A 23,426-nucleotide genomic window follows, 5' to 3' on the forward strand; every position below is an offset into this window, starting at 1 on the left:
TAGGAGCGAGCTTGCTCGCGAAGAACCTGAGCGCGCCGCGTGCATTCAAAATGCCCGCGTCATCGTTGACGATTTTCGCGAGCAAGCTCGCTCCTACAATGGTTTTTCCGTACACCTAATAATAAGGACTTCCCCATGCGCGCACTCGCCGCCTTGAGTCGCTTCGTCGGCAATACCTTCGCCTACTGGGTGTTGATCTTTGCCGTGCTGGCCTTCGTCGAACCCGGCTGGTTCATCGGCTTGAAAAGCGCCATCGTCCCGCTGCTGGGCCTGGTGATGTTCGGCATGGGGCTGACCCTCAAACTCGAAGACTTCGCCGAAGTCGCCCGCCATCCGTGGCGCGTGGCCCTGGGCGTGGTCGCGCACTTTGTGATCATGCCGGGCGTGGCCTGGTTGCTGTGCCGGGCCTTCAACCTGCCGCCCGAAATCGCCGTCGGCGTGATCCTCGTCGGCTGCTGCCCAAGCGGCACCTCGTCCAACGTGATGACCTGGCTGGCCCGTGGCGACCTGGCGTTGTCGGTGGCGATCGCCGCCGTCACCACCCTCCTCGCGCCACTGCTGACCCCGGCGCTGATCTGGCTGCTGGCTTCGGCCTGGCTGCCGGTGTCGTTCATGGAATTATTCTGGTCGATCCTGCAAGTGGTGCTGTTGCCGATCGTGCTTGGCGTGGTGGCGCAACGTGTGCTCGGCGAGCGGGTCCGCCATGCGGTGGAGGTGCTGCCGCTGGTATCGGTGGTGAGCATCGTGATCATCGTCGCCGCCGTGGTGGCCGCCAGCCAGGCCAAGATCGCCGAGTCGGGCCTGCTGATCATGGCCGTGGTGATGCTGCACAACAGCTTCGGTTACGTGCTGGGCTATTTCACCGGCCGCCTGTTCAAGCTGCCGTTGGCGCAACGCAAGTCGCTGGCGTTGGAAGTGGGCATGCAGAATTCCGGGCTGGGTGCCGCGCTGGCCAGCGCGCATTTTTCGCCGCTGGCCGCAGTGCCGAGTGCGCTGTTCAGTGTCTGGCACAATATTTCCGGGGCGCTGCTGTCGACGTACTTCCGCCGCATGAGCGAAAAGGAAGACCGCCGCACCCTGGAAGCCACTGCGAAAACTTGATCGTTTGATCAATCTTCGGCACTCTACCGAACGCCGCGGGGACGACCCCGCGACGCTATCGCGTACACATCAGGGGACGACCCCGCTTTTATAGAGGGAGGTCATCATGTCCTGGATCATTCTGGTTTTCGCCGGGCTGTTCGAAGTCGGCTGGGCCGTCGGCTTGAAATACACCGACGGCTTCAGCAAGCCGCTGCCCACCGCCCTGACGATTGCCGCCATGGCCATCAGCCTCGGCCTGCTGGGGCTGGCCATGAAGGAATTGCCACTGGGCACCGCCTACGCCATCTGGACCGGCGTAGGTGCAGTGGGCACGGTGATCGCCGGGATTATCCTGTTCGGGGAATCCATGGCGCTGTTCCGGCTGGCCAGTGTGGCGTTGATCATCGCCGGGTTGGTGGGGCTCAAGATCAGCGCGTAGCCTCTGCCGGCACGCAGTCTCGCCCCCCACCTACATAATTCCCCCCGCAGCAACGATCGACGCATGGTTACGTATAGCGTTGGCGTAATGGCAAACCAAGCTCGTAGAGCAGCGCGTTTTCGGTGAAGGGCCAGACGTTGGAGGTGGAGGCCGGCAGATTCGGGTCGAATTTATAGGGGGCGTGGCTGGTGAAGAGTCCGACCGCCTGGCGCTCAAAATTATCCTCGTACACCGGCATGAACCGGGGTCGGCCATTTGAGTCGTAACCCACCATTTTGGTGCCTGAAAAAGTCGTACCTGTCAGCGCAGAGCCTTCACCAAAATTGATCGCATGGGCGAGCTCATGTTGCAGAACAATGATCGGAGGCCGTTGGTCCCCCGGCACAATGAAGTTAGGTTGATACGTCAGGACCGGATCTGTTGCAGGTATGCCCGCAACGCCGTCTTTGACAAAACCGTCGCCATAATCAGCACGGCGGCCTTCATCGCTGCGCGTAACTCCGAGACCTGGATCACTGTAGTCATAGAAACTACCATCGGCCCCTTGTCGGATCTTGACAGGCGCTTCAAGCGAATCGATTTTTGCAAGCACCCTCTGCCCCACCGGCGAACCTCTGAGAAACTCAAGGTCATCATTTACACGCTGGCGGAACTCCGGGCTTCCTTCGACTTTGATCCCGCGATGACCGACGTCAAGGGGGGCGACTTCCCGAAAGCCTGACTGGGAACGGAGCTGGCTCAGATCGTCGACCCCTCGCCGTCCGAAGACACGATCATTTTCATTGGTTGTCTGGACAGTATCCCGCCCCCTCCCGGTATAAATAGTATTGCTGTCTCCCCCGACGATATGGTCATCGCCCGGTCCGCCATGCAGAATGTTGTGCCCCCTTCCGCCATAAATCAGATCGTTATCCTCCCCGCCATCCACGTAGTTGGTTTTGGTATCTGGCCCTCCGCCTGCACGCAATTCATCGCTGCCTTTGCCACCGTAAATCACAGCATTGCCACTGCCCCCGGTGATAAAGTCATTTCCATCATTACCTTCGGCGTAGCTTTCACCGCTGCCCAGGTTAATCACGTCAGAACCCTCCCCGCCGAACACATTCGTCTTGCCCGACCCGGCGTAAACCGTATCGTTACCCGCGCCGGCATAGATAAACGTTTCCCGACTCCCCCCGTAACCGATGCTGACGCCATCATTCCCCCCGCCGGTTTCGACCACAACGCCCTGTTTGATTGCGGGATTTTCATGATGTTGAATGTCGTAGGATTTCCCATTGATCTGCGCGAGGAGCCCACCGTCCCGGCTTTCTTCGATATGGATAGAATCATCACCATTGCCGGTTTTGATGCGAAGGGTCTCATGGTTCCGTTGTGCACGAGACGAGGTGCCACGTTCGCGAGTAATGCTGACATTGCCATCATGGTATCCCCGACTCGGGTCGACCTTGGTCGGCGCAGAGGGTGATGAAGGGCCGCCAAAATCAATACTGCCTTGCCGGCCCTCGGCCTTGGCGCGAACCTGTTCACGACTGGGCGCGCTCTGGAAGTATGAATCGGCCGGCGCAGCATCAGATTGCCTTGCACGCCGCTGGAGATCGGAGTCACTGCCATAAGTCACCGGGCCAGCCTCGACTGAACCGATCTCCACCCTGGATGGCCCATGAGTATTGTTGTACATAAACGGCACATTGGCAGTGATCGGAGCCGCATGGGCGGCCTGTCTGACGGGATCACTCGCCGCGCGATAGGCCGAGTTGGCTTTTTGATCTTCGCCGGAGTAAGCCAGCTGCGGCTGCGGTGAAGAAGCAGAGGTAGAAGGAGAGTCCATCGTTAGCTCCCGTCATACGCAGAGGAAGACGATAACTCTGTGGCGTGCTGACCGAAAACGTTCCTCCAATAGAGTGAAAAATTACCGGACTGGGCATGAAGGAGCCGCGTCACGCCGGAACATCCTGGCGCCACACCGCTCGCCAGCAGCACGCATGCCGAGTAAACCTGGCTCGCTACTTCACCGCCCCCCGCAGTTCCCCGACCAAACCCTGCAAGTGCGACGGTGTCGCTGCCTGCGCCGTTACCGGCTGGCCGACCACCAGTGTCACGCGCGACCAAATGCGATGAAAGAAGCCCTTGTTAGGGTCGCGGCTGAAAAAACTCCCCCACAAGCCCTGCAACGCCAATGGAATCACCGGCACCGGCGTCTCTTCCAGAATGCGCGTCACACCACCGCGGAACTCGTTCATCTCGCCATCACTGGTCAACTTGCCTTCCGGGAAGATGCACACCAACTCGCCGTCCTTCAGGTACTGCGCAATTCGTGTGAAGGCTTTTTCGTAGATCTGGATGTCTTCATTACGCCCGGCAATCGGAATCGTCCCGGCGGTGCGAAAGATGAAGTTGAGCACCGGCAAGCGGTAGATCTTGTAGTACATGACAAAGCGAATCGGCCGACGCACCGCGCCACCAATCAACAGCGCATCGACGAACGAGACGTGGTTGCACACCAGCAAGGCCGCGCCTTCGTCCGGGATCAGTTCCAGGTTGCGATGCTCGACGCGGTACATGGAATGGCTGAGCAGCCAGATCATGAAACGCATGGTGAACTCGGGGACGATCTTGAAGATGTAGGCGTTGACCGCCACGTTGAGCAGCGACACCACCAGGAACAGCTCGGGGATCGACAGCTTGGCCACGCTCAGCAGCAGGATCGACACAATCGCCGAGACCACCATGAACAGCGCGTTGAGGATGTTGTTGGCGGCGATCACCCGCGCCCGTTCGTTCTCGGCGGTGCGCGACTGGATCAGTGCGTACAACGGCACGATATAGAAGCCGCCGAACACACCCAGGCCGAGGATATCGAACAACACCCACCAGGCCTGGCCGTACCCGAGCACCGCCAGCCAGTCGTTGGCCTGCACGTTCTGCGGCATCCCGCCGGAATGCCACCACAGCAGCAGGCCGAACACCGTCAGGCCGAAGGAGCCAAACGGCACCAGGCCGATTTCCACTTTACGCCCGGAGAGTTTTTCGCAGAGCATCGAGCCCAGCGCGATGCCCACCGAGAACACCGTGAGGATCAGGGTCACCACGGTTTCGTCGCCGTACAACCATTCCTTGGCGTAGGCCGGGATCTGCGTCAGGTAGATCGCGCCGACAAACCAGAACCACGAGTTGCCGACGATCGAGCGCGACACCGCCGGGGTCTGCCCCAGGCCCAGGCGCAAGGTGGCCCAGGACTGGCTGAAGATGTTCCAGTCCAGCCGCAGTTGCGGCGAAGACGCCGCCGCCCGCGGAATGCCGCGGCTGGCCAGGTAACCCAGCAGCGCCACGCCGACAATCGCCACCGCCACCACCGGCGCGTAATGGGCGGACGACATCATGATCCCGGCGCCGATGGTGCCAGCGAGGATCGCCAGGAACGTGCCCATTTCCACCAGGCCGTTGCCACCCACCAGCTCATCCTCGCGCAGGGCCTGAGGCATGATCGAGTACTTCACCGGGCCGAACAGCGCGGAATGGGTGCCCATGGCAAACAACGCCAGCAGCATCAGTTCCAGATGATTGAACAAAAAGCCGGTGGCGCCGACGGCCATGATCACGATCTCGCCGACCTTGATCGCGCGGATCAACGCGTCCTTGTTGAATTTCTCGCCAAACTGCCCGGCCAGCGCCGAGAACAGGAAGAACGGCAGGATAAACAACAAAGCGCACAGGTTGACCCAGATGGCGCGGTCACCGTCGATGGTCAATTTGTAGAGAATCGCCAGGATCAGCGATTGCTTGAAGATGTTGTCGTTGAAGGCACCCAGTAACTGGGTAATGAAGAACGGCAGAAAGCGCCGTGTGCGCAGCAAGGTGAATTGTGAGGGGTGGCTCATCGTCCGTGTTCCTGCGTGGCCTGGTTTTTTTCAGGCCACGACTTTACCTAATCCCGCTTACTTATTCCCTAATCCTGCAATACACGGCGAAACAAAAAGCTCACCTTTATAGGCCCCCTGCACGGTGCGCTTGGCGACGACCAGCCACATCAGCGCCAACGCCAGCACCAGCACGCCGCCCACTACGCTGAAGAACCCCAGGTGCAACACATTCGCCAGCTTCAACGTGGCCAGGGCGTAGACCCCCAACGGAAAGGTGAAGCCCCACCAGCCCAGGTTGAACGGGATACCGGCGCGCAGGTAACGCAGGGTGATCAGCACCGCGATCAGCATCCACCACAAACCGAAGCCCCACAGGGTAATCCCGGCGATCAAGCCCAGGCCGTAGGCGATTTCACCGACAGTGGGCAAGCCATTGGCGGCGAAGATCGCCGGTGCATCGCCGCCCAGCAGCAGCATACCGAGGGCGCCGGTGCCGATCGGGCCAAGTGCCAGCCAGCTCGACGCGGCCATGTTGGCGTGGGGCAGCTTATGCAGGGCCATGCGCAGCATCAGGATGGTCAGAATGCTGAACGCCACCGGCAGGGAAAATGCCCACAGCACGTAGCTGGTCACCAGCATCACCAGTTGCCCGTGGGCATCCGCCAGGTGCGTCGCCAACAAGCCACCGCTGGCGGCGGCGACTTCGGCGGCGACCACCGGCAACAGCCAGACGGCGGTCATCTGGTCGATGCTGTGTTCCTGGCGCGTGAACATCATGAACGGAATCAGCACACCGCAGGCCACTGCCATCGCCACGTCCAGCCACCACAGCGCTTCGGCCAGCGGCACCACGCCAGCGCCCCAGCGCGGCAGGCCGAACAGCAGCAAACCGTTGAGCAGCGTAGCCAGGCCCATGGGAATGGTGCCGAAGAACATCGACACCGTGGAGTGCCCGAAGATCCGTCGCGCTTCGTCGAAAAACATCACCCAGCGCGCCGCATACAAGGCGCTGAACAGGATGAACAGGCCGATGGTGAACAGCCACAACCCTTCGGCGATGGCGTACATGCCGGGCAGATTGACCGGCAGTTGCGCCAGCGCCAGCGCCAACACCCCGGTGCCCATGGTGGCGGCGAACCAGTTCGGGGTGAACTGGCGGATCACTTCCCGCGGACGGGCCAGGTGGCTGAAGGGTTTGTAGTTCAGGGTGGTCGAGCAGGTCATGATGGCAATCCTCTTCCTCGTAGGAGGTTGGGGCCATGGTAGAACCTGAGCGCATATCTATATAACGGGTAATATCTCTAACTGTTATCTATTTTACCAATATAGCGTCATACGCTGCCCTTGCACCCGACCCGCAATGCATCCTGGCGCAGCAACCCGGCCAGGGCGCCGAGGGTCAGCATGATCAGCACGACACCATAGCCGTCCGTGGTGGCGATGAGGCCAAAACTGCGGATCAGATTGCCCGCCAGCAAAGACGGCAGGCAGAACGCCAGGTAGCTCAGCACGTAAAACGCCGACATCAACCCCGCCCGCTCATGGGGCAAGGCCAGCGGCACCACACTGCGCAAGGCCCCGAGAAAGCCCGCGCCAAAACCACTGCCGGCGATCAACGTGGCGATGAAAAACAGTGGCAGGCTGGCGCTGTGGACCGCCGCGAGAATCAGCGCCACGCCAACGGCCAGCAGGCTGGCGCCCAACCGCAGGACCTTGTGGGCCGGGCGATTGCGCAGGCTGAAAATCATCAGCGCGCCGCTCAAGGTCAACACCGCGACCAGGCCGCCACCGATCAGGTTGGAGGTCGAGCCGGTCGCCGCCCGTACCAGCGACGGCGCCAGGGACAGATAGAAGCCGCCCATGGCCCACACCGCCACGTCCACCGGCAACGACAGCCACAACGCCCGGCGCGCTTGCGGCGGCACGTGCAAAGTCGGGCGCAATGACGCCAGCGCGCCGGGGATGCGACTGACGGTTTCCGGTAAACGCCACACATACATGGCCTGCCCGAGCATCAGCGCGAGCAGTGTCCAGTAGATCAACTGGGTGGGCAGCGGCGCGAATTCCACCAGCAGGCTGCTGCCCATCGCGCCACAAGCCATGCCCAGCAAGGGCGCGACGCTATTGACCAGCGGCCCCTGTTGGCGGTCGGTGTCGAGCAGGGCCGCGCCCAATACCGCGGTGGCCATGCCGGTGGCGAAACCCTGCAGCGTCCGTGCGGCGATCAGCCAGGCCACGCTGCTCTCATTGATAAACAGCAGCATCGCCAGCATATTCAGGGCCAGTGCGGCAAAAATCACCGGCTTGCGCCCCAGGTGATCCGACAGCGAGCCCACGGTCAACAGCGCCGCCAGCAAGCTCAAGGCGTAGACCCCGAAGATCAGTGTGAGCATGCCCGAGGAAAAATGCAGGCCCTCCTGGTACAGGTGATACAACGGCGTCGGCGCGCTGGAGGCCGCCAGGAATGTCAGCAAGGTGATCGCCAGGAACACCAGGCTGGAACGATGAGAAGTGAGGCTGGACATGGGCACGCTCCGCTAAAGCTAATATTTTGCTTTTGTCGAGTGTGCTACTGCTCGCCGCTTAAAGCAAATTCTTTGTGTTAAGGTCACAGGCATGGCGATAAAAGAAGGCCTCCGCCCGGGGGGCCGTAGTGCCCGGGTACAAGAATCCGTCCATTCGGCGGTGCGCGAACTGCTGGAAACCCATGAGCGGTCCAGCGTCACCGTACCGATGATCGCGGCGCGCGCGGGCGTCACGCCGTCGACCATCTACCGCCGCTGGGGCGACCTCTCGGTGTTGCTCGCCGATGTGGCCCTGGCGCGCATGCGCCCGGACAGCGCGCCGGCCAACACCGGCAGCCTGCGCGGCGACCTGCGGGCGTGGGCCGAGCAATACCTGGATGAGATGAGTTCGGAGCCGGGGCGCAACATGATGCGCGATGTGCAATCCAGCCAGACGCCGGGGTATTGCGTGAGCATCCTGAGCGGGCAGCTTCAAACGATCGTCGAGCGCTACCCGAACGCCACGCCGCCACCGCCGAGCGCGGACCGCCTGATCAACCTGCTGGCGGCGCCGACGGTGTTTCGCATTCTGTTCTCCCCCGCGCCACTGGCGGTGGATGAGCTGCACGCGCTGATCGAGTTGGCGCTGCAAGGGTAAAGACGTTATTCAGAAACCAATGTGGGAACGGGCTTGCCCGCTCCCACATTTTTTACGGCGTGTAATCCGGCGTTACGTCCGCATCCCGCGCCCGCTCACCAGCAACCGCGCGCAACCGATGTACAACACCGCCGTGGCCACGACCATGAAGGTGATCGCCACGCTGATCCGGATATCCGACACGCCCAGGATGCCGTAGCGGAAGGCGTTGACCATGTGCAGCACCGGGTTGGCCAGCGACACGGTCTGCCAGAACGGCGGCAGCAAGGTAATGGAGTAGAACACCCCGCCCAGGTAGGTCAGCGGCGTCAGCACGAAGGTCGGGATGATCGAAATGTCATCGAAGTTGCGTGCAAACACCGCGTTGATGAAGCCCAGCAGCGAGAAGATCGTCGCCGTCAGCACCACCACCACCAGGGTGATGCCGAGGTGATGCACTTGCAGTTGGGTGAAGAACAACGACAACAAGGTCACGATCACGCCGACCATCAAGCCACGCAGCACGCCGCCCAAGGTGTAGCCGATCAGAATGGTGTGCGGCGACACCGGCGACACCATCAGTTCTTCGATGGAGCGCTGGAACTTGCTGCCGAAGAAACTCGACACCACGTTGCCGTAGGAGTTGGTGATCACCGACATCATGATCAGGCCCGGCACGATGTACTCCATGTAGGTGAAACCGCCCATGCCGCCGATCTGCCGGCCGATCAGGTTACCGAAGATCACGAAGTACAGGACCATGGTGATCGCCGGCGGCAGCAGGGTCTGCGGCCAGATCCGGGTAAAGCGTTTCACTTCACGGTAGACGATGGTTTGCAGGGCGATGAGGTTGGGTTGCAGTTCAGCATTCATACCGCCACCTTCGCCAGGTTTTTTTCCACCAGGGACACGAACAACTCCTCAAGGCGATTGGTTTTGTTACGCAGGCTCAGCACTTCGATGTGCTGGGTCGCCAATTGGCCGAACAGCGCGGTGATGCCCATGGCTTTATCCACCTGGACTTCCAGGGTGCGGCTGTCCACCAGGCGGCATGGGTAGCCGAGCAATTGCGGCGGCGCCGACCGTTCGGTCTTCAGGTCGAGCAGGAAGGTTTCCACATGCAACTGGCCCAGCAGGTTGCGCATGCTGGTGTTCTCGACAATGGTGCCGTGGTCGATGATGCCGATGTTGCGGCACAGTTGCTCAGCCTCTTCCAGGTAATGGGTGGTGAGGATGATGGTGATGCCTTTCTGGTTCAGCTCGGTGAGGAAGGTCCACATCGAGCGACGCAGTTCAATGTCCACCCCCGCGGTGGGCTCGTCGAGGATCAGCAGGCGCGGTTCGTGGACCAGCGCGCGGGCGATCATCAAGCGTCGCTTCATGCCGCCGGAGAGCGAACGCGAAGGCACGTCGCGCTTGTCCCACAGGCCCAGTTGGGTCAGGTACTGCTCGGCGCGTTCCTTGGCGATTTTCGACGGGATGCCGTAGTAGCCGGCCTGGGTCACGACGATGTCGAAGGTCTTTTCGAACTGGTTGAAGTTGAATTCCTGGGGCACCACGCCGATGCAACGCTTGAGCGCCGCCGGGGATTTGTCCAGGTCATGGCCGAAGATATTCACCGTGCCGCTGGTCTTGTTGACCAGGGTCGAGAGAATGCCAATGGTGGTGGATTTGCCGGCGCCATTGGGGCCGAGCAAGGCGAAGAAATCACCTTCGGCAACGTCCAGATCGATACCACTCAGGGCCTGGAAACCGTTGCCGTAGGTTTTGGTTAGCTGCCGGATGGACAGAGCGGAACTCATAGCGGAATACGCACCAAAGAAGGGAATAGGGACAATAGATGAAGGCACACCGCGCATCGTTCAACGGCGGCGCATGACAAACATGGTGCTTGCCCGCGCCGCACAAGTACAGTCACCTGTATTAATAGTCAGTATCAGGTCAACGCGGTCATCACCGCTTTGCGGTACGCCGGGCGCTGTTGCAGGCGTTGGTACCAAGCCTCCAGGTGGGGCATGGCCGGGCGTTCGATGGGCATTTCAAACCAGGCGTAAACAAAGCAGCCCAAGGGGATATCGCCCATGCCGATGGCGTCGCCTGACAGGTAGGGCTGTTCGGCGAGCGCCTTCTCCACGGTGCCGAGTGCATCGATGCAGGCCTGGCGCCCGGCGTTGATGCTGTCCCAGTTCTGTTTTTCCGCCGGGGTGCGTACCACGCCCCAGAACACCGCCTTGAACGGCTCGGCGAGGGTCGAGGTGGTCCAGTCCATCCATTTTTCGGCACTGGCCCGCGCCTTCACGTCGCTCGGGTACCAGTTCGACGCCTGCTTGGCGCAGAGGTAACGCACGATGGTGTTGGATTCCCACAGCACGAAGTCGCCGTCTTCGATCATCGGCACCCGGCCATTCGGGTTCAACGCGCGGTATTGCGGCGTGTCCACCACGCCAAACGCCCCGCCCGCATCGATGGCCTCATAGTCCAGGCCGAGTTCCTCGGCGCACCACAGGACTTTCCTGACGTTCGATGAATTTTTACGCCCCCAGATCTTCAGCATGACCGCGCCTTATTGTTGATGAACATGGCTTGATTAACGCAGCAGCATACGCCGGTTCACGGGCGGCTTAAATCGTCCTGCATGTCACCCAGCACGCTCGGCATCTGCTCGCCAAACAGGTGCGGGTAACATTTCTCCAGGTGGGCAAAGAAGAAATCTTCGGGCACATCCGCAAATTGCCCATGGTCCACCACGTACTCCATCGAGCGCTTGCCCTGGCGATTGAAGGCGTGGAACACACTGTCGTTGATCCCATCGAACGCCAGCGGCGGCACATCGAACAGCTCGCACAATTGCTGGTTGAACGCCGGCGTGGCTTTGACCCAGCGCCCGTTCAGGTACAGCTCGGTATAACCGTGCATGGCGAACACATCGCTTTTGAGCAGCGCGATCAGGCGTGGCGTCGACAGGTGATTGCGCACATCCGCCAGGCCGATGCGCGCCGCAATCCCGCAGTGCCGTGCGCAGGCGGCGAGCAAGGTGGCCTTGGGCACGCAGTAGCTCTGGCCGGCAGCCAGGGCGAAGCTGGCGTTCAGGGTGTTGGGGTCGCGGCTGAAGGTATAGGGGTTGTAGCGCACCGCCTCACGCACGGCGTAATAAAGACTGACTGCCTGGTCACCTGAATCCGCGCTGGAACCGCGATGTTTTTCGGCGAACTCCACCACCGCAGGGTGGTCACTATCGATGAAGCGGCTGGGATTCAGGTACGTTTCCATGGGTTTGATCTCCGGGGGAAGCCTGGAGTCTAACGACAGGTCCGCCACAGTGATAACGACGATTCGGCCAAATGTCGGCGCCTGGTGATCGGTGATCCCAAGGTGCTTCCAGTACAACTCGCCACACCCTGATCACCGCGCTTTCTCGGATGCCGACTAAGCTCAACGGTGGTTTCGCCCCTGGTTTCACGGAGGATTGAATATGTTGTTGTTGTGGATACTGGTTCTGGTGGTCGGCATTGCCTACCTGGCACACCGCCGCACCGCGCCCCTGCCCGCCCTGGGCGTGGTCGCCGTTTACCTGCTGGCGATGGGCGCCTGGAGCCACGCACCGGGTTGGCTGCTGCTGATCTGCTGGGTGTTGATTGCCATCGTCGCCGCGCCGCTGCTGCTGCCCGACCTGCGCCGCGAATACGTCACCAAGCCGCTGTTCAGTTGGTTTCAGAAGGTCTTGCCGCCAATGTCCGAGACCGAGCGCGATGCCATCGACGCCGGCACCGTCTGGTGGGACGGCGAGCTGTTCAGCGGCCGCCCCGACTGGAACACGTTGCTCGCCTACCCCAAGGCACGCCTGACCGAAGAAGAGCAGGCGTTCATCGATGGGCCGACCGAAGAACTGTGCGCGATGGTCAGCGACTGGCAAATCGGCCAGGCCATGGACCTGCCGCCCGCCGCCTGGGAACACATCAAGACCCATGGTTTCTTCGCCCTGATCATTCCCAAGGAGTACGGCGGCAAAGGCTTCTCCGCCTATGCCCACTCCCAGGTGGCGATGAAACTCGCGACCCGCAGCGGCGACCTGGCGTCCACCGTGATGGTCCCCAACTCCCTCGGCCCGGCCGAGCTGCTGCTGCATTACGGCACCGATGAACAGCGCAACCACTACCTGCCGCGCCTGGCCCGTGGCGACGATATTCCCTGCTTCGCCCTGACCGGCCCGCTGGCCGGCTCCGACGCCGGCGCCATGCCCGACACCGGGGTGATCTGCAAAGGTCAATGGCAAGGCGAGGAAACCCTCGGCCTGCGCCTGAACTGGGAAAAACGCTACATCACCCTGGGCCCGGTCGCGACCCTGCTCGGCCTGGCGTTCAAGGCACATGACCCGGACCACTTGCTGGGCGAAGAAGAAGACCTGGGCATCAGCCTCGCGTTGATTCCCACCGATACGCCGGGCGTTGACATCGGCCGTCGTCACCTGCCGCTGGGCGCCGCGTTCATGAACGGGCCCAACTCCGGCAAGGACGTGTTCATCCCCCTGGACTACCTGATCGGTGGCCAGGACATGCTCGGCAAGGGCTGGATGATGCTGATGAACTGCCTGTCGGTGGGCCGCTCGATTTCCCTGCCGGCGGTCGGCACCGGCGCAGCCAAGTTCACCAGCCTGGTGACCGGCCAATACGCCCAGGTACGCGAGCAGTTCAACGTGCCGCTGGCGGCCTTCGAAGGTATCCAGGAGGCCCTCGCCCGCATCGGCGGCAACGCCTGGCTGATGGACAGCGCGCGCATGCTCACCGCCAACGCGGTGGACCTCGGTGAAAAACCCTCGGTGCTGTCGGCGATCCTCAAGTACCACCTGACCGAGCGCGGCCGCGAATGCATCAGCCACGCCATGGATGTCCACGGCGGCAAGGGCATCATCATGGGCCCGAACAACTACCTGGGCCGCAGTTGGCAAGGCGCGCCGATCTTCATCACGGTGGAAGGCGCAAATATCCTGTCGCGCAACCTGATGATCTTTGGCCAGGGCGCGATCCGTTGCCACCCCTTCGTACTCAAGGAAATGGCCCTGGCCGGCCGCGAAGACCACGACCAGGCGCTCAAGGAATTCGATGGCCTGCTGATGCAGCACATCGGCTTTGCCGTGAGCAACGCCGCCAGCACCCTGGTGCTCAACCTGGGTCTCGGCCACTTCGAAAAAGCCCCCGGCAACCGCTTGAGCCAGGCTTACTTCCGCGCGCTGAACCGTCAGGCTGCGGCGTTCGCCCTGCTCGCCGACCTGAGCATGATGCTGCTGGGCGGCGAGTTGAAACGCCGCGAACGCCTGTCGGCACGCCTGGGCGATGTGCTGAGCCATATGTACCTGGCTTCGGCGGCGCTCAAGCGTTATCACGACCTGGATTCGCCGGACCACCTGGAACCGCTGTTCACCTGGGCCATGGAAGAAAGCCTGGGCGAAGCCGAACGCGCGCTGGATGAACTGCTGAGCAACTTCCCGAACAAGCTGCTCGGTTGCCTGCTGCGGGTCATCGTGTTCCCGTTCGGCCGTCGCCATACCGGCCCGTCCGATGCGCTGGATGCCGAAGTGGCCGCGGTGATCGGTCGCGCCAAGGGCGATCCGACCCTCGAAGAACTGCTGGCTGGCTGCTACCGCCCGCAATCGGCGCAAGACCCGGTGGGCGCCCTGCAACATGCCTGCGACCTGCTCGCCGCCAGCCATCCGCTGCAGAAAAAACTGCATGCGGCCCTCAAAAGCGGCCAGGTCAAACCGGCTGCCGGCGAACCGGCCATCGACGCCGCACTGCACGCCGGGGTGCTGCAACCGGCCGAGGCGCAAACCCTGCGTGAAGCCGAAGCGGCACGGCGCAAGGTGATCGACGTGGATGATTTCAGCAAGGAAGAACTGGCCCAGGCCGCGGGTAAAGTCCGCTGATCCCCCAGGCCATATAATTACGGGCGCTTGAGCTATATACTCTCGCGCCCGTTTTTGCTTTGAGGACTTATCTCGTGTCCAACGTCGTTGCTGATCATCTCGTCTTGCTCGACCACCTGCGCAGCATCCTGGTTGCCGTCGGCGAAGCCGAACAGGTGCCCGAGGAAAGCCACCTGCTGTTCCTGGAGCGTTTCGATGAACTGCGCGCCCTGCTGCCGATCGATCCGATCGAGAGCCAGTACCTGGGCCAGGACATGATGAGCCAGGTCATCCTGCGTTACCCGCAAATCGCCCATCTGGTGCCACGGGACCTGCTGTGGTTCTTCGGCGGCGATTGCCTGCACTTCATGCCCGATGAAGAACTGGACCTGTACCAGGCCCTGGAAGAGCGTCGCTTTGAAGCCGAACAGAACGACGAACCGTTCGACTGGAACCAGGAAAAACAGCTGCTGGCGATGCCGCAGGACCAGAGCAAGCACTGATCATTCAATGTGGGTGGGGGCAAGCCCCCTCCCACACTACCGAGAGCCAGTACCTGGGCCAGGACATGATGAGCCAGGTCATCCTGCGTTACCCGCAAATCGCCCATCTGGTGCCACGCGACCTGCTGTGGTTCTTCGGCGGTGATTGCCTGCACTTCATGCCCGACGAAGAACTGGACCTGTACCAGGCCCTGGAAGAGCGTCGCTTTGAAGCCGAACAGAACGACGAACCGTTCGACTGGAACCAGGAAAAACAGCTGCTGGCGATGCCGCAGGACCAGAGCAAGCACTGATCATTCAATGTGGGAGGGGGCTTGCCCCCGATGGCGGTGTGTCAGCCAATACATGCATGACTGATCCACCGCTATCGGGCGCAAGCCCCCTCCCACACTACCGTCGGCGCAGCGTCGGCTCGGTGGCCATGCACGCCACCAGGTAATCAATGAACACCCGCACCTTCGGCGGCAGGTACCGCGTCGGCGAGTGCAGCAGCCAGGCCTCGCCATGGTAGGACGCAATAAAGTCCCACTCAGGCAACACCTGCACCAGGCGCCCCTCATCCAACGCATGCCGCGCCGTGAAATACGGCAAGCTGCCAATCCCAACATGCTGCAACACCGCATCCAGACGCACGCCGGTGTGGTTCGCCGCATACCGCCCCCGCACGCCCACCGTGACCGCCTTGCCCGCCCGGCGAAACTTCCAGCGCGAGTCCCCCGGGGTTTCGCCCAGGTAGATGCAACTGTGCGCCAGCAGATCATGGGGATGACTCGGCGTGCCATGCTCGGCCAGGTACTGCGGCGTCGCGCACAACACGTGTTCGATGGGCAGTAATTGCCGCCCCACCAGGCCCGGCGGCGGGCTGTCGGTGATACGGATACTCAGGTCGACGTTGTCATCGATCAGGTCCACCTGCCGGTCCTCGAGGATCAGTTGCACATCGACCTTGGGATAGCGCCGCAGAAATTCCGGCATATACGGATGCACCACGAACCGCCCCACCGCCTTGGGCACGCTGACCCGCACCAGGCCCTCGGCCTCGTGGGTGAACTGGCCGCTGATTTCCATCACCGAGCGCGCCGCGTTGACCATCTCCTGGCAACGCTTGAACACCTCTTCGCCGCCCTCGCTCAAACGCAGTTTGCGCGTGGTGCGTTGCAGCAGGCGCGTGGCCAACGCCTGTTCGAGACGCGAGATGCTGCGGCTCACCGCCGAAGGCGACACGCTCAGTTGTCGCGCTGCCGCAGAAAAACTGCCGGCTTCCACCACTTTGACGAAAATCGCCATTTCACCCAGCAGCGGCAAAGGAAGATTGATGCTCATGACGCACAAGTCCATTGATAATTGAACGGATTATCACCCATCTGCGCACTATTTATACTGCCCGCAGAACCTTGATGCGGATGTAGACGATGACCGAGCGCCTGTTTTTCACCCACGACCACCTGACCGCCGAGCTTGAAGTGCTGAGCTGCACCGCCCACGAAGAGCAGTTTGCGGTCACGCTGCAGTCGACGATTTTCCACCCCCAGGGCGGCGGCCAGCCATTCGACACCGGCTGGCTGGGCGACAGCCGGGTGCTGCGGGTGACCCAGGAGGCGGAGCGCGTGGTGCATTACCTCGACCAGCCCGTAGAACCGGGCCCGATCAACGCACGGGTCGATGCACCACGCCGTGCCTTGCACACCCGCCTGCATTCCGCCGGACACTTGATCGGCAACGCCGGCGAGGCGTTGGGCTGGATGCCGATCAAGGCCCACCACTGGCCGGGCGAAGGCAAGATCACCTTTATCCGCGGCGAAAGCGCACAAGCCATGGAGGCCGACACGCTTCAACAACAGCTCGACCAATGGATCGCCGCCGACTACCCGCGCCAGATGCGCCTGGAAGACGGCATCCGCGAAGTCGGCTTCGGCGAGTTGCCCGCGTATGCCTGTGGTGGCACGCATGTGCAGGCGTTGGGCGAATTGGGCCAGGTGACGATCCTGGCCGTGTCGGAGAAAAAGGGCACGCTGTCGGTACGCTACAGCCTGGATTAAACCGCGATCGCCCCGGCCCGCCCCGGTTCCACCACGAACGACTTGAGCGTCGACACCGTGGCGGCCGGGTCACGCGGATCGGTAATCACACGAAAGTCCGTGAGCATGCGCTGGCTATCCAACGCCACCGATACATACCCGCGCTGGCGGCTGTCGAAAAACTTCACATGGGGATTCTGCGGCAGCATCTGGGTGAAGGCGTCATAAGGCGGCCCATCGGAGGTCACCGAGGTGCCGACGAACTCGGTGGCGAGCACGGGCGAGTCCGGGTTGTTGGCATCGGCATGCAAATCCGTGGCCCAGAATGAATGTATATCGCCGCCCCAGAACACCGGGTTGTTGACCTGGTGGCGCGCGATGGACGCGAGCATCCGTGAACGGTTCGCCATGTAGCCATCCCAACCATCGGTCCAATGGCCCAGCGTGTGCTGGGTCAGGTCGCGCTGCAGCAGCGGCGCCACCAGCAAGTCCTGGGCGATCACGTTCCATTGCGCTTTCGACTGGGCAAACCCCTGGTCCAGCCAGGCCTCCTGCTGCCAACCGAGCATGGTGCGAGCGGGGTCGCGCAAGTCGCTGCAGGTGTTGGCGGCGATGTGGCCCTGATGGCTGCCGTTGGCCTGAATGCACGGTTGCTCGGAGCGATACTGTCGACCGTCGAGCACATGGAAACGTGCCAGGCGGCCGTAGTCCAGGCGCCGATAAACGCGCATATCCGGCCCGTTGGGCAGGCTGCTCACGCGCAGCGGCATATGCTCGTAATAGGCCTGATACGCCGCCGCCCGCTGCTTGAGAAACTGCGCCACGGCAACCTTCGGGTCCTGGGACCAGCGGCTGGCATAGTCGTTCTGCACCTCGTGATCGTCCCAGGTCGCCACGCTGGGCGCCGCCGCGTGCAAGGCCTGGAGATCCGGATCGGTCTTGTACAGCGCATAGCGGTTGCGATAGTCGCTCAGGGTCAGCGCGTTGCCGCTGCCGTGGGAACGAATGACTTTTCCCGAATCGGCCGCGTAGGAACTGTCGTAGATATAGTCACCGAGGAAAAACACCAGGTCCGGCTGCTCCGCCGCCAGGTGACGATAGGCACTGAAGTATCCGCGTTCCCAGTGGGAGCACGACACGAACCCCAAACGCGCCGTCGCCAGGGCATGCAAAGCCGGCGCGGTACGCGACTGCCCCACCGCACTCTGCGCCCCCAGCCCTTCGAACTGATACCAATACGGCCTGCCGGCTTCCAGCCCCGCGACTTCCACATGCACGGAGTGGGCAAAGCGCTCGCTCGCCATCACCTCACCCTGCCTCACAATGCGCGTCATCCCCGCATCGCTGGCGACCCGCCAACGCACCGGCACCGCACGCGCCAACCCGCCGCGACCGTCCGCCGCATTGAACAACGGCGCCAGGCGCGTCCAGATCACGAAACCATCCGGCAACGGATCACCCGAGGCCACGCCCAACGTGAACGGATAATCGATCCCCGCACTGCGGGCAAACGGGCTGAGGATCGAAAAGGTGGTGGCCAGCGCCAGCCCGGCCAGCACCCGGCGCCGATCATGGTCAACCGCACGACTCACGCCCGGCGCTCCCAGTCATTGCGCACGGTCGCAAACCCGAGCAAGTCCTCATACACCCCATTCTTGAGAAACGCGGCGCGCATACAGCCTTCGTACAGCAGGCCGATTTTCTCCATGACCCGCGCCGACTCCTTGTTGCGGGCAAAGCATTGGCTGCCCACTCGGTACAGGCCCAGTTCGGCGAACCCGAAGTCCATCACCGCACGCGCCGCCTCGGCCGCATAGCCCTGGTTGCGACAGTGCGCCGCCACCCATCCGCCCAGGTGCCCGTAGTGGTGACGCGCATTGAGACGCAGGCTGACGATGCCGATCAATTCGCCGGTTTCGCGCAGGTGCATGCCCAGGCTCAACAGATCGCCGGCGCGGTATTTGTCTTGCATCCCGTCAATAAACGTCCGGGCCGTTTCCAGGGTATAGGGCGATGGAATGTTGGCCGTGTTGTCAGCAATCTTCGGCCCGTTGGCGAGGCTGGAAAGTACCGCGGCCTGGTCGCTTTCCAGCGCCCGCAACAGTAAACGCGAAGTCAACAAATGCGGCAATGACTGACTCATACAAGACGGCTCTCGGTGTAAATTTTTCGAGAATGTACCCCCGGCGTTTCAGTTTCATTACGTCGTGGAAGTGACCGGAAACCAATCTGTAAGACACGTCCTAGACACGTCAAAACGTAAATTAAAGTTAACCGTTCGGTCATTTTCCGTTGTTAGCGTGTCGCCCCTAATTCAATAACGGGGTAGCGGAATGAGAACCTGGGATGAACCGAAAAAACGCAAGGCACACATCGAACTGATCCCGATGATCGACGTGATGATGTTCCTCCTGGTGTTTTTCGTACTCGTGAGTCTGAACGTGATTCCGGCACTCGGCATGAAGACTCAACTGCCCAGCGCCAGCAGTTCGCAGCAGCTCAAGCCGCAGAACAAATTCATCCTCACCCTGGGCCTGGAAGGCCAGTTGCAACTGGATGGCAAGGACCTCACGGTCGACGCTCTGGTACCGGCGCTGAAGGCGGCTGAAAAGCCGGATACCAAGTCGACGATCATCGTCAACAGCGACAAGGGCGTGGAGGTTTCGCGCCTGGTGGAGGTGATGGACACCCTGCGTCTGGGTGGCTTTACCTCCGTGTCCATCGCCACGCGTAAGTCCTGATCATGTATGTCCTGTTTCGTGCGCGTCGGCTGCTGGGCAGTGTCCCGGCCCTGATCGCCCTGGTGCTGATTGCACTGGGTATCCAGTCCCAGACGTTGAAGGTCGAACCGGTGTACGACGAGTCGGCGGTCGAGTTGGCATTGGTCGAGCCGGAGCCCGAGGTGGTGCCGCCACCCGTGGCGGAGCAAGCACCGCCACCGCCGGTGATCGAGGATGAAGAGGCCGAGCCGGCCCCTCCACCACCGCCCCCGCCACCGCCCAAGCCGGTGCCGAAACCTGAACCCAAGCCCAAGCCGGCGCCCAAGCCCGTGGTCGCCAAACCCACGCCGACACCGCCCCCGGTGGCGGCCAAACCCGCGCCCGCGGCGGTCGCCCAGGCTGCGCCGACTCCGGCCCCGCCCGCACCGCCCAAGGTCGACGGCCAGGCCCTGGAGGGCGGTTACCTCAAGGGTTTGCGTAACGAGCTGGACACTTACAAGCAATACCCCACAGGACGCCAGGCCTCCCTCGAACGCCCAAGTGGCGACGTGGTGGTCTGGCTGCTGGTGGACCGCCAGGGTCGGGTACTCGACTCCGGCGTGCAGACCCCGGCCTCGAGCATGTTGCTCAACCGGGCCGCCGCCAACAGCCTGCGGCGTATCAAGCAGGTCAAGCCGTTCCCCGAGCAAGCCTTCGGGGGGCGCAACGAGCAGCGCTTCACCGCCACCTTCAACTACAGCGTGCAATAAGCACCCGACACTAGGACGACACTGATGAGGTTCACACGGATTCATCTGGCACTCGTTGCCGCGAGCATGGGGCATGGCATGGTCATGGCCGACACCGGCGACAGCGACGTCGGCACCATCGGCGTACAAGGCAAGGCCACTGCCGGTGGCGGCTACATGGTGCAGGAAGAAAGCATCAAGGGGCGCTCCACGATAACCAAGGAAGCGCTGGATAAACAAACCGCCACCGGCAACGCCATCGACAAGCTCAAGTACACCCCGGGCCTGAACATCTCCAGCGAAGATGCCACCGGCCTGTCGGGTTTTCGCTTCACCATGCGCGGGCTTAACTCCGACCAGGTGGGGATGTCGGTGGACGGCATGCCGATCAACGACTCCGGCAACTATGCGCTGTACTCCAACCTGTTGGGCGACCCGGAAAACATCGACCAGATTTTCGTCACCCAAGGCTCGTCGGAGGCCGACGGCCCGCACATCGGTTCCAGCGGCGGCAACATCGGTATCGTGACCATTCGCCCCACCAAGGAAACCGGGGCCTTCGTCAAACAGACCATCGGCAGCAACGCCACCCGCAAGACCTTTGCCCGGCTCAACACCGGCGAGGTCAACGGCCTGAGCAACTGGCTGTCGGCGTCCCATACCGAAGGGCAGATGTGGCGCGGCTCGGGCGCCGTGCGTGCGGACAAGGTCGAGTGGAACAGCTTCTTCGACGCCGGCAACGGCAACACCGCCAACCTGATCCTCAAGTACCACGAGCAGGACAACAACAGTTACAGCCAACTGACCAAATCGCAGTTCCAGCAGAACGGCCGCAAGTTCGACCCCTACCCCGCCACACCGACGGTCGGCAGCAACGGCAAGCTCAACAGCTACTACGCCCTCGCGCAGAACCCGTTCCAGACCTTTACCGGCGTGCTCAATACCCAGTTCAAACTGGCCGACAACCTGGCCCTGTCGGTGATCCCGTATTACTTCTGGGGTAACGGCAGCGGCGTCAACTCGTCGAGCTACGCGCTGAACCGCGGCTCAAACGCAGGCGGCGTCTTCGACCTGGGCAACTTGCCCACCGCCGCGCAATACAATGCCGACGGTTCCTCGACCACCGGCGTGTACTACCGCCCCTCCCGCACCCAGACCTGGCGCCCCGGCATTACCACCAAACTGAACTGGGACCTGGGCGATCACAGCCTGCAATTCGGCTACTGGTACGAGCGCGCGCGCCAAAGCCAGACCCAACCGTTCATCGCGCTCAAGAGCAACGGCAAGCCTACCGATACCTGGCCGGACGGCACTTCCGTGGTCGATGCGAACGGCAACACCGTGCAAGGCCGCGATCGTTTCACCGTCACGCCGGCGCAGAAAGTCTGGGCCCAGGACACCTGGTACATCAACCCGGACTGGACCCTGGTGGCCGGCCTGGCCTACATGAACGTCAAGCGCGACGGCACCAACAACGGCAGCCTCACCGAGCAGCCGGAAAAACGTCACCAGACCTACAACAAGCTGCTGCCCAACGCCGGCCTCAAGTACCAGCTCGACGAACGCGACCAGTTGTTCTACAGCCTGTCGCGCAACATGCGTATCCCGCAGAACTACGTGCTGTACGACAAGGGCGTGGACTCGATCAACTCCAAGCCGGAAACCAGCTGGAACCATGAGCTGGGCTGGCGCTTCACCGGCGACGACATGACCGTGGCCGCCACCTTGTTCTACATGCAGTTCAAGGATCGCCAGGTTTCGTCCAAGGACGTCAACGGCGACTTCGCCGACATCAACGCCGGATCGGTCAACAACAGCGGCCTGGAGCTGGAATGGAGCGGCCTGCTGCCCCACCACTTCAACTACTACACCTCCTACACCTATACCAAGGCCGAGCAACAGGACGACTTGACCGTGTACAACGCGGGCAAAGCCATCCTGTTGCCCACCAGCGGCAAGCAGTTCGCCAACGTGCCGAAAAACATGCTGGCCGCCAACATCGGGTATGACGACGGACGCTTCTACGGCACCTTCGGCGGCAAATACACCAGCAAGCTCTACGGTGACCTGACCAACGACGAAGCCATCTCCGGCCGCACCGTGTTCAACGCCGGCGCCGGTATCTACCTGCCGGTGGACAAGAAAGTGGTGAAGGACGCAACCCTGCGCCTGAACGTCGACAACCTGTTCGACAAGAAGTACCTGGACGGCGTGTACACCACCAAGACCAACGCGGCCAGCTACAGCGGTTTCCGCGACGGCGACCCGGCCTACATCGTTGGCCTGGAACGCACCGTGACGGTGTCCCTGGAAGCCAATTTCTAACGGCGAGGTAATCGAACATGAACATGAACCTGCTCCACGACATCACCTTCTATGTGATGTACGCCGCGATGGCCATCGCCATCTTTATCACCATCGAGCGCGGTATTTACTTCGCCTATGTGCGCCGCCAGGCCCGTGCCTTGACCGAGGTGCTGGGCGCCCACGTACACAGCGAACGTGACCTGCCGGAAAGCCTGAGCCGCCGCGACAGCCTGCCGCTGAACATGGTGATGCCGGTGCTGGCACAGAAAGCCTCGCAGGGTTCGCGCAAGGACCTGGACGATGTGATCGAAACCCAGTACCTGACCACCCGCGCCCCGCTGGCCCGCAGCCTGTGGATAATCGAAACCATCACCACCGCCGCGCCGTTGCTGGGCTTGCTCGGCACCATCCTCGGCATCATCGACACCTTCAAGGCGTTGGCCAGCGCGGGGGTGTCCGACCCTGGGCAGATTTCCGGCGGTATCGGCACCGCGTTGTTCGCGACGGGCCTGGGGATCGCCATCGCGCTGTTCTGCGTGGTGTTCCACAACTTCTTCCAGGACAGCCTGGAACGCATCAACGATCAGTTGAAGATCCTGCTGATCCGCGCTGCCACCGGGGCCCGCGTGCAAGGCGAAGTGCCGCACCTGGTGCCGACCTCGTTGCACAGCCGCACGGCATGACTGTCAGGGCGGGCGCGTGAGGCGCCCGCCCTGTCTTTTTCC

21 protein-coding genes and 1 pseudogene are annotated in these 23,426 nt (G+C 62.1%); 11 read left to right on the forward strand and 11 right to left on the reverse strand.

Annotation, left to right across the window (positions count from 1 at the left end; translation table 11 throughout):
• The first annotated feature begins 135 nt into the window (after positions 1 to 135).
• Positions 136 to 1,101 carry a bile acid:sodium symporter family protein gene (locus ACVWZP_RS10810; RefSeq protein ID WP_017846843.1) on the forward strand — a complete coding sequence of 322 codons (966 nt, stop codon included), beginning with the start codon at positions 136 to 138 and terminating at the stop codon, positions 1,099 to 1,101.
• 106 nt (positions 1,102 to 1,207) lie between these two features.
• On the forward strand, positions 1,208 to 1,522 hold the full coding sequence (sugE, locus tag ACVWZP_RS10815; protein ID WP_017846842.1) for a quaternary ammonium compound efflux SMR transporter SugE: 315 nt from the start codon (positions 1,208 to 1,210) through the stop codon (positions 1,520 to 1,522).
• 67 nt (positions 1,523 to 1,589) lie between these two features.
• On the opposite strand, the gene ACVWZP_RS10820 is transcribed toward sugE, so the two are convergent.
• The 4 genes from ACVWZP_RS10820 to ACVWZP_RS10835 all read right to left on the reverse strand — a co-directional run bounded on the left by ACVWZP_RS10820 (position 1,590) and on the right by ACVWZP_RS10835 (position 7,910).
• Positions 1,590 to 3,353, reverse strand: coding sequence for a M91 family zinc metallopeptidase (locus tag ACVWZP_RS10820; RefSeq protein ID WP_457369730.1), 1,764 nt, complete (start codon positions 3,351 to 3,353; stop codon positions 1,590 to 1,592).
• Positions 3,354 to 3,528: 175 nt separating this feature from the next.
• Positions 3,529 to 5,403, reverse strand: coding sequence for an MFS transporter (locus ACVWZP_RS10825; protein WP_177032455.1), 1,875 nt, complete (start codon positions 5,401 to 5,403; stop codon positions 3,529 to 3,531).
• Between the two features lie 57 nt (positions 5,404 to 5,460).
• Positions 5,461 to 6,609, reverse strand: coding sequence for a TDT family transporter (locus ACVWZP_RS10830; protein ID WP_017846837.1), 1,149 nt, complete (start codon positions 6,607 to 6,609; stop codon positions 5,461 to 5,463).
• 107 nt (positions 6,610 to 6,716) lie between these two features.
• On the reverse strand, positions 6,717 to 7,910 hold the full coding sequence (locus tag ACVWZP_RS10835; RefSeq protein WP_046384159.1) for an MFS transporter: 1,194 nt from the start codon (positions 7,908 to 7,910) through the stop codon (positions 6,717 to 6,719).
• A 91-nt stretch (positions 7,911 to 8,001) separates the two neighbouring features.
• Here ACVWZP_RS10835 and ACVWZP_RS10840 point away from each other — a divergent pair, with 91 nt between their 5' ends.
• A complete protein-coding gene (locus tag ACVWZP_RS10840; RefSeq protein WP_046384160.1) occupies positions 8,002 to 8,547 on the forward strand; it encodes a TetR/AcrR family transcriptional regulator in 546 nt (181 codons plus the stop codon).
• 72 nt (positions 8,548 to 8,619) lie between these two features.
• On the opposite strand, the gene ACVWZP_RS10845 is transcribed toward ACVWZP_RS10840, so the two are convergent.
• The 4 genes from ACVWZP_RS10845 to ACVWZP_RS10860 form a co-directional block, all read right to left on the reverse strand.
• On the reverse strand, positions 8,620 to 9,399 hold the full coding sequence (locus ACVWZP_RS10845; RefSeq protein WP_046384161.1) for an ABC transporter permease: 780 nt from the start codon (positions 9,397 to 9,399) through the stop codon (positions 8,620 to 8,622).
• Positions 9,396 to 10,328 carry an ABC transporter ATP-binding protein gene (locus ACVWZP_RS10850; RefSeq protein WP_057005849.1) on the reverse strand — a complete coding sequence of 311 codons (933 nt, stop codon included), beginning with the start codon at positions 10,326 to 10,328 and terminating at the stop codon, positions 9,396 to 9,398. The genes ACVWZP_RS10845 and ACVWZP_RS10850 overlap by 4 nt, the downstream gene beginning before the upstream one ends.
• Before the next feature lie 134 nt (positions 10,329 to 10,462).
• Positions 10,463 to 11,080, reverse strand: coding sequence for a glutathione S-transferase family protein (locus ACVWZP_RS10855; RefSeq protein ID WP_017846832.1), 618 nt, complete (start codon positions 11,078 to 11,080; stop codon positions 10,463 to 10,465).
• Between the two features lie 56 nt (positions 11,081 to 11,136).
• On the reverse strand, positions 11,137 to 11,796 hold the full coding sequence (locus tag ACVWZP_RS10860) for a transglutaminase-like domain-containing protein (RefSeq protein WP_046491106.1): 660 nt from the start codon (positions 11,794 to 11,796) through the stop codon (positions 11,137 to 11,139).
• Between the two features lie 202 nt (positions 11,797 to 11,998).
• On the opposite strand from ACVWZP_RS10860, the gene ACVWZP_RS10865 reads away from it, so the two are divergent.
• The 3 genes and pseudogenes from ACVWZP_RS10865 to ACVWZP_RS10875 all read left to right on the forward strand — a co-directional run.
• Positions 11,999 to 14,446, forward strand: a complete 2,448-nt coding sequence (locus ACVWZP_RS10865) for an acyl-CoA dehydrogenase (RefSeq protein WP_102618884.1) — start codon at positions 11,999 to 12,001, stop codon at positions 14,444 to 14,446.
• Positions 14,447 to 14,520: 74 nt separating this feature from the next.
• Complete coding sequence (locus ACVWZP_RS10870; protein WP_017846829.1) at positions 14,521 to 14,928, forward strand: PA2817 family protein; 408 nt, start codon at positions 14,521 to 14,523, stop codon at positions 14,926 to 14,928.
• 35 nt (positions 14,929 to 14,963) lie between these two features.
• A pseudogene (locus ACVWZP_RS10875) lies at positions 14,964 to 15,221 on the forward strand (PA2817 family protein); the annotation flags it as partial.
• 97 nt (positions 15,222 to 15,318) lie between these two features.
• On the opposite strand, the gene ACVWZP_RS10880 reads toward ACVWZP_RS10875, so the two are convergent.
• On the reverse strand, positions 15,319 to 16,251 hold the full coding sequence (locus ACVWZP_RS10880; RefSeq protein WP_046384163.1) for a LysR family transcriptional regulator: 933 nt from the start codon (positions 16,249 to 16,251) through the stop codon (positions 15,319 to 15,321).
• A gap of 89 nt (positions 16,252 to 16,340) precedes the next feature.
• On the opposite strand from ACVWZP_RS10880, the gene ACVWZP_RS10885 reads away from it, so the two are divergent.
• The gene (locus tag ACVWZP_RS10885; protein WP_046384164.1) at positions 16,341 to 16,967 is read left to right on the forward strand and encodes a serine-tRNA(Ala) deacylase AlaX; all 627 of its coding nucleotides are present in this window, start codon (positions 16,341 to 16,343) and stop codon (positions 16,965 to 16,967) included.
• Here the strand turns inward: ACVWZP_RS10885 and ACVWZP_RS10890 are convergent.
• Together ACVWZP_RS10890 and ACVWZP_RS10895 are read right to left on the reverse strand one after the other, a co-directional pair.
• Positions 16,964 to 18,538 carry an alkaline phosphatase D family protein gene (locus ACVWZP_RS10890; RefSeq protein ID WP_046384165.1) on the reverse strand — a complete coding sequence of 525 codons (1,575 nt, stop codon included), beginning with the start codon at positions 18,536 to 18,538 and terminating at the stop codon, positions 16,964 to 16,966. The two genes, ACVWZP_RS10885 and ACVWZP_RS10890, sit on opposite strands and share 4 nt — an antisense overlap.
• Positions 18,535 to 19,089, reverse strand: coding sequence for a GNAT family N-acetyltransferase (locus ACVWZP_RS10895; RefSeq protein ID WP_457369731.1), 555 nt, complete (start codon positions 19,087 to 19,089; stop codon positions 18,535 to 18,537). The genes ACVWZP_RS10890 and ACVWZP_RS10895 overlap by 4 nt, the downstream gene beginning before the upstream one ends.
• Positions 19,090 to 19,279: 190 nt before the next feature.
• On the opposite strand from ACVWZP_RS10895, the gene ACVWZP_RS10900 reads away from it, so the two are divergent.
• The 4 genes from ACVWZP_RS10900 to ACVWZP_RS10915 are packed head-to-tail and all read left to right on the forward strand — an operon-like array spanning position 19,280 to position 23,384.
• Positions 19,280 to 19,687 (forward strand): ExbD/TolR family protein, encoded by a 408-nt coding sequence (locus ACVWZP_RS10900; protein WP_005786670.1) that lies wholly within the window; start codon positions 19,280 to 19,282, stop codon positions 19,685 to 19,687.
• Between the two features lie 2 nt (positions 19,688 to 19,689).
• The gene (locus tag ACVWZP_RS10905) at positions 19,690 to 20,415 is read left to right on the forward strand and encodes an energy transducer TonB family protein (protein WP_457369732.1); all 726 of its coding nucleotides are present in this window, start codon (positions 19,690 to 19,692) and stop codon (positions 20,413 to 20,415) included.
• Between the two features lie 24 nt (positions 20,416 to 20,439).
• Positions 20,440 to 22,719, forward strand: coding sequence for a TonB-dependent receptor (locus ACVWZP_RS10910; RefSeq protein WP_046384168.1), 2,280 nt, complete (start codon positions 20,440 to 20,442; stop codon positions 22,717 to 22,719).
• Positions 22,720 to 22,736: 17 nt separating this feature from the next.
• The gene (locus ACVWZP_RS10915) at positions 22,737 to 23,384 is read left to right on the forward strand and encodes a MotA/TolQ/ExbB proton channel family protein (RefSeq protein ID WP_046384169.1); all 648 of its coding nucleotides are present in this window, start codon (positions 22,737 to 22,739) and stop codon (positions 23,382 to 23,384) included.
• Positions 23,385 to 23,426 lie beyond the last annotated feature (42 nt).

This window comes from Pseudomonas sp. TE36184 (assembly GCF_054060055.1).

Coding starts and splice junctions, on each gene's coding strand:
- ACVWZP_RS10810 (WP_017846843.1), top strand. CDS start 136: ATGCGCGCACTCGCCGCCTTGAGTCGCTTCGTCGGCAATACCTTCGCC.
- sugE (WP_017846842.1), top strand. CDS start 1,208: ATGTCCTGGATCATTCTGGTTTTCGCCGGGCTGTTCGAAGTCGGCTGG.
- ACVWZP_RS10820 (WP_457369730.1), bottom strand. CDS start 3,353: ATGGACTCTCCTTCTACCTCTGCTTCTTCACCGCAGCCGCAGCTGGCT.
- ACVWZP_RS10825 (WP_177032455.1), bottom strand. CDS start 5,403: ATGAGCCACCCCTCACAATTCACCTTGCTGCGCACACGGCGCTTTCTG.
- ACVWZP_RS10830 (WP_017846837.1), bottom strand. CDS start 6,609: ATGACCTGCTCGACCACCCTGAACTACAAACCCTTCAGCCACCTGGCC.
- ACVWZP_RS10835 (WP_046384159.1), bottom strand. CDS start 7,910: ATGTCCAGCCTCACTTCTCATCGTTCCAGCCTGGTGTTCCTGGCGATC.
- ACVWZP_RS10840 (WP_046384160.1), top strand. CDS start 8,002: ATGGCGATAAAAGAAGGCCTCCGCCCGGGGGGCCGTAGTGCCCGGGTA.
- ACVWZP_RS10845 (WP_046384161.1), bottom strand. CDS start 9,399: ATGAATGCTGAACTGCAACCCAACCTCATCGCCCTGCAAACCATCGTC.
- ACVWZP_RS10850 (WP_057005849.1), bottom strand. CDS start 10,328: ATGAGTTCCGCTCTGTCCATCCGGCAGCTAACCAAAACCTACGGCAAC.
- ACVWZP_RS10855 (WP_017846832.1), bottom strand. CDS start 11,080: ATGCTGAAGATCTGGGGGCGTAAAAATTCATCGAACGTCAGGAAAGTC.
- ACVWZP_RS10860 (WP_046491106.1), bottom strand. CDS start 11,796: ATGGAAACGTACCTGAATCCCAGCCGCTTCATCGATAGTGACCACCCT.
- ACVWZP_RS10865 (WP_102618884.1), top strand. CDS start 11,999: ATGTTGTTGTTGTGGATACTGGTTCTGGTGGTCGGCATTGCCTACCTG.
- ACVWZP_RS10880 (WP_046384163.1), bottom strand. CDS start 16,251: ATGAGCATCAATCTTCCTTTGCCGCTGCTGGGTGAAATGGCGATTTTC.
- ACVWZP_RS10885 (WP_046384164.1), top strand. CDS start 16,341: ATGACCGAGCGCCTGTTTTTCACCCACGACCACCTGACCGCCGAGCTT.
- ACVWZP_RS10895 (WP_457369731.1), bottom strand. CDS start 19,089: ATGAGTCAGTCATTGCCGCATTTGTTGACTTCGCGTTTACTGTTGCGG.
- ACVWZP_RS10900 (WP_005786670.1), top strand. CDS start 19,280: ATGAGAACCTGGGATGAACCGAAAAAACGCAAGGCACACATCGAACTG.
- ACVWZP_RS10905 (WP_457369732.1), top strand. CDS start 19,690: ATGTATGTCCTGTTTCGTGCGCGTCGGCTGCTGGGCAGTGTCCCGGCC.
- ACVWZP_RS10910 (WP_046384168.1), top strand. CDS start 20,440: ATGAGGTTCACACGGATTCATCTGGCACTCGTTGCCGCGAGCATGGGG.
- ACVWZP_RS10915 (WP_046384169.1), top strand. CDS start 22,737: ATGAACATGAACCTGCTCCACGACATCACCTTCTATGTGATGTACGCC.